At 34.1% G+C, this 13,545-nt stretch carries 12 protein-coding genes; 11 read left to right on the top strand and 1 reads right to left on the bottom strand.

All coding sequences use genetic code 11. The annotated features are described in order from the left end of the window. The first annotated feature begins 75 nt into the window (after positions 1-75). The 5 genes from fabG to L1S34_RS08280 all read left to right on the top strand — a co-directional run bounded on the left by fabG (position 76) and on the right by L1S34_RS08280 (position 6,056). The gene (fabG, locus tag L1S34_RS08300) at positions 76-822 is read left to right on the top strand and encodes a 3-oxoacyl-[acyl-carrier-protein] reductase (RefSeq protein WP_236363622.1); all 747 of its coding nucleotides are present in this window, start codon (positions 76-78) and stop codon (positions 820-822) included. Between the two features lie 99 nt (positions 823-921). Next, on the top strand, positions 922-2,949 hold the full coding sequence (locus L1S34_RS08295; protein ID WP_236363621.1) for a hypothetical protein: 2,028 nt from the start codon (positions 922-924) through the stop codon (positions 2,947-2,949). Between the two features lie 11 nt (positions 2,950-2,960). Next, the gene (locus L1S34_RS08290; protein ID WP_236363620.1) at positions 2,961-3,857 is read left to right on the top strand and encodes a LysR family transcriptional regulator; all 897 of its coding nucleotides are present in this window, start codon (positions 2,961-2,963) and stop codon (positions 3,855-3,857) included. A 73-nt stretch (positions 3,858-3,930) separates the two neighbouring features. Then, the gene (locus L1S34_RS08285) at positions 3,931-4,911 is read left to right on the top strand and encodes a YeiH family protein (protein WP_236363619.1); all 981 of its coding nucleotides are present in this window, start codon (positions 3,931-3,933) and stop codon (positions 4,909-4,911) included. 146 nt (positions 4,912-5,057) lie between these two features. Beyond that, entirely contained in the window at positions 5,058-6,056 is a 999-nt protein-coding gene (locus L1S34_RS08280; protein WP_236363618.1) for a zinc dependent phospholipase C family protein, read from the top strand. Positions 6,057-6,114: 58 nt separating this feature from the next. Here the strand turns inward: L1S34_RS08280 and L1S34_RS08275 are convergent, their stop codons facing one another. Beyond that, positions 6,115-8,211 carry an LTA synthase family protein gene (locus tag L1S34_RS08275; protein WP_236363617.1) on the bottom strand — a complete coding sequence of 699 codons (2,097 nt, stop codon included), beginning with the start codon at positions 8,209-8,211 and terminating at the stop codon, positions 6,115-6,117. A gap of 159 nt (positions 8,212-8,370) precedes the next feature. Between L1S34_RS08275 and L1S34_RS08270 the strand changes: the two genes are divergently transcribed. The 6 genes from L1S34_RS08270 to L1S34_RS08245 are packed head-to-tail and all read left to right on the top strand — an operon-like array spanning position 8,371 to position 13,519. Continuing rightward, positions 8,371-8,808: a thioredoxin family protein gene (locus L1S34_RS08270; RefSeq protein WP_236363616.1), complete on the top strand. Its 438-nt coding sequence runs from the start codon at positions 8,371-8,373 to the stop codon at positions 8,806-8,808. Then, positions 8,805-9,791, top strand: a complete 987-nt coding sequence (locus L1S34_RS08265; protein WP_236363615.1) for an FAD:protein FMN transferase — start codon at positions 8,805-8,807, stop codon at positions 9,789-9,791. The genes L1S34_RS08270 and L1S34_RS08265 overlap by 4 nt, the downstream gene beginning before the upstream one ends. An 11-nt stretch (positions 9,792-9,802) precedes the next feature. Beyond that, positions 9,803-10,015, top strand: coding sequence for a DUF4266 domain-containing protein (locus L1S34_RS08260; RefSeq protein WP_166134330.1), 213 nt, complete (start codon positions 9,803-9,805; stop codon positions 10,013-10,015). A gap of 38 nt (positions 10,016-10,053) precedes the next feature. Continuing rightward, the gene (locus tag L1S34_RS08255) at positions 10,054-11,430 is read left to right on the top strand and encodes a DUF3570 domain-containing protein (RefSeq protein WP_236363614.1); all 1,377 of its coding nucleotides are present in this window, start codon (positions 10,054-10,056) and stop codon (positions 11,428-11,430) included. Positions 11,431-11,455: 25 nt separating this feature from the next. After that, positions 11,456-12,118 carry a response regulator transcription factor gene (locus tag L1S34_RS08250; RefSeq protein ID WP_166134333.1) on the top strand — a complete coding sequence of 221 codons (663 nt, stop codon included), beginning with the start codon at positions 11,456-11,458 and terminating at the stop codon, positions 12,116-12,118. A 6-nt stretch (positions 12,119-12,124) separates the two neighbouring features. Then, positions 12,125-13,519, top strand: coding sequence for a sensor histidine kinase (locus L1S34_RS08245; RefSeq protein WP_236363613.1), 1,395 nt, complete (start codon positions 12,125-12,127; stop codon positions 13,517-13,519). Positions 13,520-13,545 lie beyond the last annotated feature (26 nt).

The raw sequence follows: 13,545 nt of genomic DNA, 5'->3' as shown, positions 1-13,545 counted from the left end.
TACGCGACAGCGGATCTAAAAGATTGCAGTGAATAGCAGGAATAGCTTCGAAAAAAAAATAACTAATTTTTGATTATGAAATTACTAGAAGGAAAAGTTGCCATTATAACAGGCGCAAGTCGCGGAATTGGGAAAGGAATTGCAGAAGTTTTTGCAAAACATGGCGCTAACGTTGCGTTTACATACAGTTCATCAGTTGAGTCGGCAATGGCTTTGGAGAACGAATTGAATGCATTGGGCATTAAAGCTAAAGGATACCAATCAAACGCAGCGGATTTTAATGAAGCACAAACGTTTGTGGATTCAGTTTTGGCTGATTTTGGAACAGTTGATGTATTGATTAACAACGCCGGAATTACAAAAGATAATTTGTTGATGCGTATGTCTGAAGAGGATTTTGACAACGTTATGGATGTGAACTTGAAATCGGTTTTTAACATGACAAAAGCCATTCAACGTACCTTTTTAAAGCAACGTGCAGGATCAATTATTAATATGAGTTCAGTGGTTGGTGTGAAAGGTAACGCAGGACAAACGAACTATGCGGCTTCAAAAGCAGGTGTAATTGGTTTTTCGAAATCAGTTGCTTTAGAATTAGGTTCAAGAAATATTCGTTGTAACGTAATTGCGCCTGGATTTATTGAAACTGAAATGACTGCAAAGTTAAACGAAGATGTTGTAAAAGGTTGGAGAGATGGAATTCCGTTGAAAAGAGGTGGTTCTACTGAAGATGTAGCTAATGCATGTTTGTTTTTTGCATCGGATATGAGTGCTTATGTTACCGGTCAGGTACTTAATGTATGTGGCGGAATGTTGACTTAAAATGTCATTAAAAGATTTAAAATTCAAAGATTGAACGAATTTTGAACTTTAAAACATATTATAAGCTGTAAATTCTTCAAATCTTTTAATAAAGAATAAATGACAACAAACACAATACTATTGGTACTTTTATCTTTGATACTAGCTGGGGTGTTGTCGTATTTACAGTATATTTATAAAGCTAAAAATCAAACTAAAACGGTTTGGTTTTTGGCTTTTTTGCGTTTTTTATCGCTTTTTGGTATAATGTTACTGTTGATAAATCCGATAGTCACGCGTAAAACCTTGGAGTTATTTAAAACTCCTTTGCTAGTTGTGGTTGATAATTCGAGTTCAATTTCTTTTTTAGAAGCCACCAAACAAGCCAAAGCAACAATGCAAGCTTTGCAAGATAACGCAGCATTACAAGAAAAGTTTGAAATACAATCTTTTCAATTTTCTAATACCATGGAGCCTTTTAGTCAGCTAGATTTTAAAGGAAGCCAAAGTAATATTGATGTGGTTGCTAAAAACTTGAAGAGTAATTTTAAAAACAAAACTTTTGCCACCGTTTTGATTACTGACGGAAATCAGACTTCGGGAAGTGATTATGTATTTCAATTCGATCAGCAAAATAAAGTATATCCTGTAGCTGTGGGCGATACGACAACCTATTTGGATTTGAAAATTAGTCAATTAAATGCTAATAAGTATGCGTTTTACAAGAATAAATTTCCTGTAGAAGTGTTTTTACAATATGCAGGAAAGCAAAATGTCACGGCTAGTTTCTCCATTTCGCAAGGGAATAATGTCGTGGTAAAGCAAAGTATTTCTTTTTCTGCTTCAAAAAATAGTGCCACTTTGAATTTGCTTTTACCTGCAGATAAGGTGGGATTGCAGTTGTATCAAGCTAAAATAAGTTCGAATTTGACTGAAAAAAATAAATACAATAACGTAAAGAATTTTGCAGTTGAAGTACAGGATCAAAAAACGGCTATAGCTATTGTATCGGCTATTGATCACCCGGATATTGGTGCTTTTAAAAGAGCGATTGAAACTAATGCGCAACGCAAAGTAACGGTAGTTAAACCCAATCAAATTAACAACTTACGCGATTATAATATTCTTATTTTTTACCAGCCTACTGCTGCTTTTAAAAGTGTTTTTGAAGGTGCTAAAAATGCTAAAATTAGTAGTTTTATAGTGACCGGGATGTCAACCGATTTTAATTTTTTGAATCAGCAGCAAAATGATTTGAATTTCAAAATGAGTGGCCAAAGTGAAGATTATTTGAGCGTTTTGAATACTGATTTTAATTTATTTGCTACTGATGATATCGGTTTCGATGCCTTTCCTCCGTTACAAAATGCATTTGGTACCATAACATCAAAGGCGGGTCTTGAAATTTTACTTTCGTCAAAAATAAGAGTGATGAATACTAATGCACCACTTTTAGCTTTTGCTGAAAATGAAAACCAACGTAAGGCTTATTTACTAGGCGAAAATAGTTGGAAGTGGCGTTTGCAATCGCATATTAAAGAAAAATCATTCGAAAAATACGATCGTTTTGTTGATAAAATTATTCAGTATCTAGGATCAAAAGCAGCCAAAAAGCCTTTAGTTGTAGATCATGAAAGGTTTTACAATGCAGGAGAATCAATCGTTATTAGTGCACAATATTTTAATAAAAATTATGAGGCCGATGACAAAGCACGCTTAACAATTAGCTTACTGAATAAAAAAACAAAACAGCAAACGAATTATGATTTGTTGAAAGCGGCAAACGGTTATACAGTAAATCTTGATGGCTTGAAAGCAGGAACGTATCAGTTTACGGTGAAGGAACTGAACTCTAATACGACCTACAGCAGCAGTCTAGAAATTATTGATTTTGATATCGAAAAACAGTTTGTAAACTCGGATATTGATCGATTGTCGCAATTGGCATCGCAAACTTCAGGACAGTTATTTTATCCGAATCAGGTTGACAAGCTTATTCAGACTTTGTTAGAAAATAAGGATTACCAAACGACTCAAAAAGAAATTGTCGTCAAAACACCGCTTTTAGACTGGGTGTGGTTATTGGTCGTTATTACACTTTTACTTGCTACAGAATGGCTCGTTCGTAAATACAATGGCATGTTGTAATACTAAAAAATATGGATTTTAGGCTCAAAGTTTTTTATACTGTAGCACAACGTTTGAGTTTTACAAAAGCTGCTGCCGAATTATTTATCACCCAACCGGCAGTTTCGAAGCACATTCAAGAGTTAGAAGAGTATCATAAAATCAAATTGTTTGAACGCAATGGATCGCGAATTGCCATTACAGCCGCTGGAAATGTCTTATTGAAACATGTAAAAAACATTTTTGATATTTACAGTGAAATCGACTTTGATATGAATGCATTGTTGCAAACGCAGTCGGGTGTATTACGAGTAGGAGCGAGCACAACCGTTTCGCAATATATTATTCCGCCCGTTTTGGCTCAATTTCATCAAAAATTACAAGACGTTCAAGTTCGTTTATGGAACGGAAATACGGAACAGATGGAAACAGCTTTAATTCAACAAGAAATTGAAATTGGAATTGTTGAGGGAAAATCTAAAAATAAACTAATCAAATATACTCCGTTTTTAAAGGACGAACTTGTTTTGGTTTGCAATAGTAAAAACCCATTAACTAAGCGTGATACAATAGGAATCGATGATTTGAAACAAATGCGTTTTTTATTGCGCGAGCAAGGCTCTGGAACACTTGAAGTTATAGATGATGCGTTGAAAGCTTTGGGTGTAAAACTATCCGATTTGCAAGTAGAAATGCAATTGGGAAGCACGGAGAGCATCAAATCGTATCTTATGAATTCAAACTGTGTGGCTTTCATATCTATTCATGCCATTCAAAAGGAGCTGCAGAATGAGGAATTATATTTACTTGATTTAGATCGTTTTGCGATAGAACGTTTTTTTTACATCATTACTTTACAAGGAAAAATACATTCACTTGCTGATGTTTTGGCACAGAAAATATTGAGTTATTATAACTTAAAGTTATAGTAGATTACAAGATACGATTGGTATAAAATTAACAATCGTCGCACCTTTGTACTGTAATTTTCAATACAAAATCGTGAAAACTCAAATACAATCCAATTCGATAATCTTAGTAAAAGAATTGTTGGCACAAAACAAAGTGGCTAGCATTATCTTCTTCACTTTTTTACTTATTTGTGCAACAGGCTTTATTAGTTCAGCAATAGCTTTGTTACTCGGAATAGTTGTAACTCATTTTTTCGGAAATCCGATTGCTGTTTACTCTCCAAAAATAGTCCAGTGGCTGTTACAAATATCCGTAGTTGGTTTGGGTTTCGGAATGCAATTAAAACATGTTGTAACTGCCGGTTCGGCTAGTTTTGGAATTACAGTGGTTTCTATCGCAAGTACTTTGTTGTTAGGTACGCTCTTGGGAAAATGGTTTAAGACAGATCGTAAAACGAGTCACTTAATTGCTTGCGGTACTGCAATTTGCGGAGGTAGCGCCATTGCGAGCATTGCACCCGTGATTCGGTCTACTGAAAAACAAACTGGCTTGGCACTTGGCGTTATTTTTATTTTGAATGCCATTGCTTTGTTTTTGTTTCCGATTGTTGGCCACCTTTTGAAATTATCTCAAAATGAATTTGGAATTTGGAGTGCCATTGCCATTCACGATACTAGTTCAGTTATTGGCGCCGCAAGTAGTTATGGTAAGGAAGCGTTGCAAATTGCGACAAGTGTAAAATTAGCTAGAGCCTTGTGGATCATTCCTATTTCAATTTTTACGGCATTATTAACTAGTAACAAAGCGGGTTCAATTAAAATTCCGTATTTTATATTTGTTTTTTTAGGTGTAATTATTATGCAAACTTATTTTCCTGTTTCAGATTTTGTAAATGTCAAAATTAATTCACTATCAAAAATAGGTTTGACAATTACTTTATTTTTAATTGGTTCAGGTCTTACCAAAGAAATGCTTTTTAAAGTAGGCGCAAAACCATTATTACAAGGATTGTTATTGTGGGTTTTTATCGCGAGCGCATCTCTTTTGGCGGTAATGTACTTTTTTGATTAATATTTAAAAAAGACAATTTAGCGGAAATTCATTTTTTGGTAAAGAACAGATGTTAAGTAAAGCTTAATAATGCATTAGTAATTGCAGTTCTTTTTTTGAAAACCAATTTAATGAGATACATTTGCCTTTCTAAAAAAAATAATTAAATGAAAAATTTCAAACTGAAACCAACTCTTATTGTTTTTACTACAATTTGTGCAGCAGTAGTACTGATGTCATGGGGTGTTGTAGGGCATGAGCGCATCAACAGAGCTGCTGTAATGGCGTTGCCAAAACCCTTACAAACATTTTTTTACAACCACATTGATTTTATCACGCAAGAAAGTACAGTTCCTGATTTGCGTAGAAATGTTTTGAATGACAAAATGGAGCCACCTCGCCATTATTTTGACATGGAAAACTTTGGTGATCCAGCTTCGTTTCCTAAAACTATGGAAGAAGCTAAAGCAAAATACGACGAGAAATTCTTAACGAAAAACGGAATTTTACCTTGGCACATTCAGGAGTTAATGGAAAAATTAACTAAAGCATTTAAGGATAAGCGTAAAAACGAAATTCTTTTTATTGCGGGTGATTTAGGTCATTATATTGCAGATGGTCACATGCCATTACATACCTCAGACAATCATGATGGACAAAATACAGATCAAAAAGGAATCCATTCTTTATGGGAAAGCCGCTTACCAGAGTTGTTCGCCAAAGATTATAAGTTTAACGTTCCACAAGGTGTGTATTTAGAAAATGTAGAAAAAGCTACTTGGGATTTAATAAACGATACGCATAGTTTGGTGGAACCATTGCTAGCCATTGATAAAAAATTAAGAACAGCTACACCACAAAATAAAATTTTTGTAACCGATGCGGCAGGTGTAATTGTAAAAAATAAATACGGAGGCACAATGTATTCTGATGAATATGCTAAACAATTACATGCTGACATGGATGGTATGGTTGAAAAGCAAATGAGAAAAGCCATCACCGTTACGGCTAGTTTTTGGTATACGGCTTGGGTTAATGCTGGTAAGCCTGATTTGAGCAATTTAGATACTCCGGAATTAACTAAAAGAAATAGCAAATTGCTAAAAAAAGACATGAAGACGTACCTAAAAGGAGATCTTTTTGGACTAACAAGCGATAAAGAATAAAACTTTATTAACTATCAAAAGCGGGTGAGACGAATGTTTTCCCCGCTTTTTTTTATTATTAATTGAGATTGTCTTTTTTGTTTTTTAAAATATCAGATGCAGTCTGGTAATAAGAAATAGTTTGATTTACAAGATCAGTTCTTTCTTTTTTTAGAGGTGTTTGGTCGTAAAGTAGTTGATAGTTTGGATTCATTTTTTGAACACTTTGTAGCCTCAACTGAAACTGTTTTACTTTTTGTTTTGGTGAAATTACCGTTAATACATTATCCTTTATTAAACCTAGATCTTGATAAGTAGCAACGAAAGCTCTTGGCCTGTAGTTTGCTTTTAGAACATCTTGCCCATAAAATTTACTACGATAATCAAAATTTAGAAGACCAAGTACCGAAGGAATCACATCTATTTGTGACATTAGGTTAGTGTATTGTTTTGGTTCTACAAAACCAGGACTGTAAATCATCGCTGGAATGCGGTATTTATCAAGTGGTAAAGTAGTTTTTCCTGCACTTGAGGCACAATGATCCGCTAGAATTACAAAAACAGTATTAGCAAACCAAGGCTGTTTTTGTGCCATTTCAAAAAATTTGCGTAAGGCATAATCCGTATATTTTACGCCACCATCGCGTGATTTAGCATCACCAGGAATATCTATCTTTCCATTTGGGTAAGTAAAAGGTCTGTGATTACTAACAGTCATAATGTGGTTAAAAAACGGCTGACCAGTTTTGGCTTCCTGATTCATTACGTTAATTGCTTTGTTATACATATCTTCGTCACAAACGCCCCATATGTTAGCAAAAGTGATTTCTTTGGGTGTAAAAGTCTTTTTGTCTACAATATCATAGCCGTTACCTGCGAAAAAATCCTCCATATTATCAAAAAAAGCATCACCTCCATACATAAATTTAACGGCATATCCCTTTTGCTTGAAAATGCTACCAGTTGAAAATTTATTCTGATTATCCTCTCTTTTTACAACACTTTCGCCCGCTGTTGGTGGTAAGCATAGAGAAACCGCTTCTAGGCCACGAACCGTTCTATTTCCGGTGGCATACAAGTTAGTAAATACTAAACTTTTAGTTGCTAAAGTATCCAAAAAGGGCGTTAAACCTTTAGTATTGCCATACATCTGCATAAAATCGGCACTAAAGCTTTCGATAGTGATTAAAACTACATTCTTTTTATTCTCAATTCCATCATTATTAATCATATGTATTGAACTTGATCCTTGCAATGATGGAATTTGTTCTTGAAGTAGGGCAAAAGCTTCATCCGAAGGTATTGTTTTATAAAATTTAAAATAGTCCAATTCGCTATGTACAAAAGCAAAATAAAACTTGTACAATCCGTTGGCTTGCAATTCATTGGTAAAAACATTTCGAGAGTTTTCTTTAGTCGATAAATAAGGTAAAGTAAGTAATGCTAGACCAAAAAGGAGGATATAGATTCCTGATATTTTAATTTTTTGTGTAAAAGTGGGAATGTTTTCTATATAGCTTTTTGATTTTTTAACAATGTAATAAGTGATTAATCCCGCTAGCGCGAACAAAGCTGAAAACAAGGGAATTACAGGATAAGATTCCATGATATTTCCTATTACTTCATTAGTATAAATTAAATAATTGACCGCAATAAAATTGTAACGAACACCAAATTCATTCCAGAAGAAATATTCACTGATTGCATTTTGCAAAATCAACAGAACATAAAGTAAAATAACAAAAGAGAATAACCAATATCGAATTGTATTTCGGAACTTCGGTAAAAAAAGTAGAAGTCCAAAAAGGAGCGTTTTGATAAAAAGAAAACCAATTGCAATTTTTGGTAACGCGCTTCCGTATTCATTTAGAATAGTATTGCCAAAAGTTATGTAGCAAAGCACTGCTAAAAAAAGTCCTAGAATTATATACCCGTAAGGAGAATGATACTTGGCGTTTGAAATGAATATTAAATAAAGCCACAAGAATGAGCTAATCAAAATAAAAATCAAGACGTCCGAAAGAAATCCTAAAATATAAATCGAGAAAGCCTCGGTAGCAGTAAACGAAGACTGTGTTATGGGATGAAAATAAAGTGCGAGCCGAATTACCAAACTAATTGTCAGGTAGAACATCAGTAAATAATTAAATGGCGCCGTTAACTTAAAAAACTTCATAATTCTTTTTTCGGTAAATGTAACGGTAGTTAAACCATTAATATTTTAAGATTTGCTTAATGTTGCACGCCAAATTAATATTAACTTAAGAATAGCCGTTGTGGAAACCAGCAATCAATAAAATGAATAATTTTACAGAGAATTTTAATTCAAGGTCAAATGAAGAAATCCATTATTTTTTTATTCCTCATGATAGGAACAATAGGTTTTTCACAAAGCTGGAAAACATCTTTTACAGAAGCAAAAGCTCAAGCAGCTGCCGAAAACAAAAACATACTTTTAGTTTTCTCAGGATCTGATTGGTGTGCTCCTTGTATAAAATTAGACAAAACCATCTGGCAATCGGAAGAGTTTAAAAGTGAATCTGCTAAAAAATGGGTGATTTACAAAGCTGATTTTCCAAAGAAGAAAGCCAATTTATTGCCAGCAGAATTAACCGAAAGCAATAAAAAGTTAGCTGAGCAATACAACAAAGCAGGAAATTTTCCGCTGTTACTGTTGTTAAATCCTGCAGGATCAGTATTGGGAATTAGTGGTTACAAAAACGTGAGTCCACAAGAATATATTCAATTGATTCATTCTTTCGAACAAAAATGAAAAAGATAGCCTTTTTAATAGCAGTTATTTGTAACCTTTCGGCACAGTCACAAATCATTCATAAACACAAGTTGTTTATGTTAGGGAGTCCATTTGAAGTGACTGCTGTTGCAAAAGATACTATTGCCGCAAATGTATACATTGATTTGGCCATAGCCGAATCAAAACGAATTGAAAATTTAATCTCAGATTGGATTCCCACCACTCAAATTTCTCAAGTCAATAAAAATGCGGGCATTAAGCCAGTTAAAGTGGACAAAGAAGTTTTTGAACTAGTCGAAAGAGCTATAAAAATTTCGAAGTTAACCAATGGTGCTTTTGATATTTCGTATGCTTCGATGGATAAAATTTGGAAGTTTGATGGGTCGATGAAAGTAATGCCTACCGAAGAAGCAATCAAACAATCAGTTTCGAAAATTGGCTATCAAAACATCATATTAGATCCTAAAGAGCAGACCATTTTTCTGAAATTAGAAGGAATGAAGTTAGGATTAGGAGGAATAGGACAAGGGTACATAGCCGACAAAATAAAGAGTTTATTATTTTCTAAAGGATGTTTGTCAGGAATCATAAATGTTTCAGGTGATATAAATGCGTGGGGAAAGCAACCTGACGGGAAACCATGGACAGTAGGAATTGTAAATCCCGTAAATAAAAATAAAATTTTCGCCACTTTTCCACTAACCGATAGCGCGGTGGAGACTTCGGGGAGTTACGAGAAATTTGTTGTTTTTAATGGCAAAAGATACTCACACATCATTGATCCGAGAACGGGTTATCCTGCCACGGGAATTGTAAGTGTGTCTGTATTTGCAAAGCAAACAGAAATTGCAGATGCCTTAGCTACAGGAATTTTTGTGCTAGGAGTAGACGTTGGTTTGGATTTAGTCAATCAAATAAAAGGAGTAGAGTGCATCATTGTAGATGATACGGGTAAAGTGCATTCATCAAAAGGAATAGATACCAAAAATACAATCAATTAAATAGTAGTGCGATGATAAAGAAATTAGGATTAATGCTGGTAGGTTTGTTTGTTTTGCAATCTTGTAGTGCGGTAAAGGAATATGAAAAAGAAAAAATTAACGATCCTGATATGAAGCTATCAGCAAGAACAGCAGAGCGTTATGAAACTTCTTTTCAAGTGTACCGTGAAGCTTCAGCTGGAGCCAATGGCGGTAAATCGGGTGGTGGTTGTGGTTGCAATTAACCTTGCAAATATTTGACTTTAATAGCAATTCAATTAAAATGAAGATAAAATTTATAGCACTCTTGCTTATTGGAACAGCAACTGCATTTGCACAAGATACAGCCAAGGAACCTGTGTTTAAAAAACGTGTATTAGAAACTACCGAAGTTGATTTTTTGGCAAGTTACTATACGCAAGATGGTTCAAGATCGGCTGTTTCAGGTGGGCTTGGATCTGAAAAACTTACTGATGTCGCTTCAAATATTGTAGTGGCAATGCCATTAAATGATGATGATGTTTTAACTATTGATTTGGGTATTTCGGCTTACTCGTCAGCTTCCTCAAGTAATATCAATCCGTACGATACTACAAATGGCACGCCTTGGCAAGCCTCTTCAGGTGCATCACAGAGCGATCAGCTTACATCTATCGTAGCTAATTACAGCCATAGTAGTGACTCACGAGATCTTATTTGGAACGGAGATGTATCTTTTTCTAATGAGTATGATTACACTTCCGTTGGAGTAGGTGGTGGAGTAGCACGTTTGTTCAATGAAAAAAACACAGAGCTTAGTGTAAAAGTGAATGCCTATTTAGATCAATGGAGACCTATTTACCCAAAAGAATTATCAGATTTTGATAGGAATGGAGCTGGTTTTTTAAGTCAAGGTATTTTCAATGGTAGAACTATTTGGGATCAAAATGGACAAGCATCTACGGCTTATTTACCGAGTGCTTTCAAGCCAGTTACGGCAGTTAATAGGAATTCATTTTCGGCTTCATTTGGATTTTCACAGGTTTTAACCAAGAAATTACAAGTTTCGTTTTTCTTTGATGTGTTGCAACAACAAGGACTTTTATCCTCACCATATCACAGAATGTATTTTGCTGATAAAGCGAACTTTTATGTAGGGCAGCCGCAATTTATTGCAAATTATACCAATGAAAACAATAAAGGAGTGTATCAATTAGCAGATGATATAGAGCGATTGCCTGATACTAGATTTAAAATCCCAGTGGGAGCACGATTGAATTATTATCTAAATGAACGTGTTGCTTTGCGAACCTATTACCGTTACTATTCAGATAATTGGGACATACAATCGCATACCGCTAGTATTGAAATTCCTGTAAAACTGACGGATAAATTTACAGTATTCCCAATGTACAGGTACTATACACAAACACATTCTAAATATTATGCGCCTTACGAAACCCATTTGTCAACTGAAAAATTTTATACTTCAGACGCTGATTTAGCTACTTTCGATGCCAATCAATATGGTTTTGGGGTGAATTATACCGATATTTTTACAGCGGCTAAAGTTTGGAAATTTGGACTGAAAAATATTGATTTTAGATTCAATCATTACAAGCGAAGTGATAATCTTACAGCCGATATTGCAACCGTTGCATTTAAATTTATAATGCAATAAAGCTTAATTTTACAAAAAAAGAAACATGCACTTATTAATTGTAGAGGATGAGGCTGGGATTATTCAGTTTTTGAAACAAGGATTAGAAGAAGAAGGTTACACCGTGAGCAGTGCTGCTGATGGGAGTCTTGCATTTGAGAAAATCCAAAAGGAAAACTTTGACCTGATTTTATTAGATTGGATGTTGCCCAAAATGACAGGTTTAGAGTTGTGCAAAGCCATTCGGTTAAAAAATAATACTACACCCATTATTTTTTTAACTGCTAAAGATACGGTTCAAGAAACTATTGAGGGGTTGAAAGCAGGAGCCAATGATTATATCAAAAAACCTTTTAGTTTTGATGAATTATTAGAACGAATCAAGATCCATTTTAGGAATCAAGGTGAGATTACAAAACTGACCTTGGGAAGTATAACAATTGATTTAGCGCAGCATAGGGTTTTAGTAAACGATGCGGAGGTTGCCTTTACACAACGGGAATTTGAGCTTTTGACTTACTTAATTAAAAATAAAGGTAAAGTTTGTACCAGAACACAAATTATTGAAGATGTTTGGGACATTCATTTTGAATATGATACTGGCGTTATTGATGTTTTTATGAATGCTATTCGTAAAAAATTGAATTTAAAATTAGAACAAGACAATATAAAAACTATTCGTGGAGTAGGCTATATCGCTAATGATTAAATAAAAATGCAACAACTTTCATTTAAAAATAGAATTGCTCTCAATTATATTGTCACCACAGCTTTACTGATTTTTGTGGTGTTTTGTATCATCTATTCAATTGTAAAATTTAGTGTCTACAATCATGTCAACACTGATATTAAAAGCGAGGCAGACAAGCATTTAACCGAAATCGAAATCGTTGGCAATTCATTTCATTTAATTCACAAAGAAGAATGGAAGGAACGTGAACACAACACACTTGATGTGAATCCTGTTTTTATCCAGTTTATCGATCAAGATGGAAAATTAATTGAAAAGTCACCAAATCTTAAAAATAAGACTTTATCTTTTGACCCTAAGCATGTTTCAAATGTACTTTTTGACGATGTTCTAGCCAATAGCGCCATCAGGCAAATGCAAGTTCCCATTTACAATAAATCTAAAATTATTGGGTATTTGATCGTTGCTATGTCGCTTGAAGATGCTACGATGGTTCTTGATAATATCTCCAAAGTATTGATTATTACTTATCCTCTAATTTTATTAGTCCTTTTTTTTCTGGCTCGTTTTATTGCTGGTCGATTTATAAAGCCAATTAGTTCTATTATTACTACTTCAAACGATATTACAAAAGACAATTTGACGTCACGGATCGTATTGCCTTTTCAAAAAGATGAATTGTATGTTCTATCGCAAACAATAAATAATTTGTTAGACCGCATTGAAACCGCTGTAGAACGTGAAAAACAATTCACTTCTGATGCATCGCATGAACTCAGAACTCCACTAACAGTTATCAAAGGAACACTCGAAGTTTTAATAAGGAAACCGAGAGAGCACGCTGAATATAGCGAGAAAATAAACTTTTGTGTCAACGAAGTAAACCGCTTAAATAACTTAGTAGATCAATTATTATTGTTGGCTCGTTTTGAAAATCAAAAACAGACATTAAAAACAGAAAAAGTATATTTAAACGCCTTGTTTTTAGATACTATTTCTCGATTTTCAGCAACTATTCAAAGCAAGAAAATCAATGTTAGTACCAATTTTTCGGCAGAATATTACACAGAAACAGATGGTTATTTATTTTCGATTGTAATTAACAATTTAATATCGAACGCATTAAAATATTCGAATCAAGATGGAAACTTGACAGTAGTTTTGAAAGAAGTTGACTCTATAATTGAATGCCAAATTAGTGATACTGGGATAGGAATTCCTGCTGAAGATGTGGATAAAATTTTTAATCAATTTTACAGATCTCAATCGAGTAGTCATCCCGAAATTAAAGGCACCGGTTTAGGACTTTCTATTGTAAAAAGATTATGTACTTTGCTCAACATTGATATTGCAATTAGCAGTCAGGAAAACAAAGGAACCACGATTATTTTAAGATTATTTGAAGCACACCTTAAGTAGTTCTTAAGGAAATTGTTATCTTTCAA

The sequence above is a fragment of the Flavobacterium sp. K77 genome (assembly GCF_021608205.1).
GTDB classification, from domain to species: Bacteria; Bacteroidota; Bacteroidia; order Flavobacteriales; family Flavobacteriaceae; genus Flavobacterium; species Flavobacterium turcicum.
This window is presented reverse-complemented; position numbering and strand designations above follow the sequence as displayed.

Excerpts from the sequence above, each read along its gene's own strand:
- fabG (WP_236363622.1), top strand. The coding sequence starts at position 76 with ATGAAATTACTAGAAGGAAAAGTTGCCATTATAACAGGCGCAAGTCGC.
- L1S34_RS08295 (WP_236363621.1), top strand. The coding sequence starts at position 922 with ATGACAACAAACACAATACTATTGGTACTTTTATCTTTGATACTAGCT.
- L1S34_RS08290 (WP_236363620.1), top strand. The coding sequence starts at position 2,961 with ATGGATTTTAGGCTCAAAGTTTTTTATACTGTAGCACAACGTTTGAGT.
- L1S34_RS08280 (WP_236363618.1), top strand. The coding sequence starts at position 5,058 with ATGAAAAATTTCAAACTGAAACCAACTCTTATTGTTTTTACTACAATT.
- L1S34_RS08275 (WP_236363617.1), bottom strand. The coding sequence starts at position 8,211 with ATGAAGTTTTTTAAGTTAACGGCGCCATTTAATTATTTACTGATGTTC.
- L1S34_RS08270 (WP_236363616.1), top strand. The coding sequence starts at position 8,371 with ATGAAGAAATCCATTATTTTTTTATTCCTCATGATAGGAACAATAGGT.
- L1S34_RS08265 (WP_236363615.1), top strand. The coding sequence starts at position 8,805 with ATGAAAAAGATAGCCTTTTTAATAGCAGTTATTTGTAACCTTTCGGCA.
- L1S34_RS08260 (WP_166134330.1), top strand. The coding sequence starts at position 9,803 with ATGATAAAGAAATTAGGATTAATGCTGGTAGGTTTGTTTGTTTTGCAA.
- L1S34_RS08255 (WP_236363614.1), top strand. The coding sequence starts at position 10,054 with ATGAAGATAAAATTTATAGCACTCTTGCTTATTGGAACAGCAACTGCA.
- L1S34_RS08250 (WP_166134333.1), top strand. The coding sequence starts at position 11,456 with ATGCACTTATTAATTGTAGAGGATGAGGCTGGGATTATTCAGTTTTTG.
- L1S34_RS08245 (WP_236363613.1), top strand. The coding sequence starts at position 12,125 with ATGCAACAACTTTCATTTAAAAATAGAATTGCTCTCAATTATATTGTC.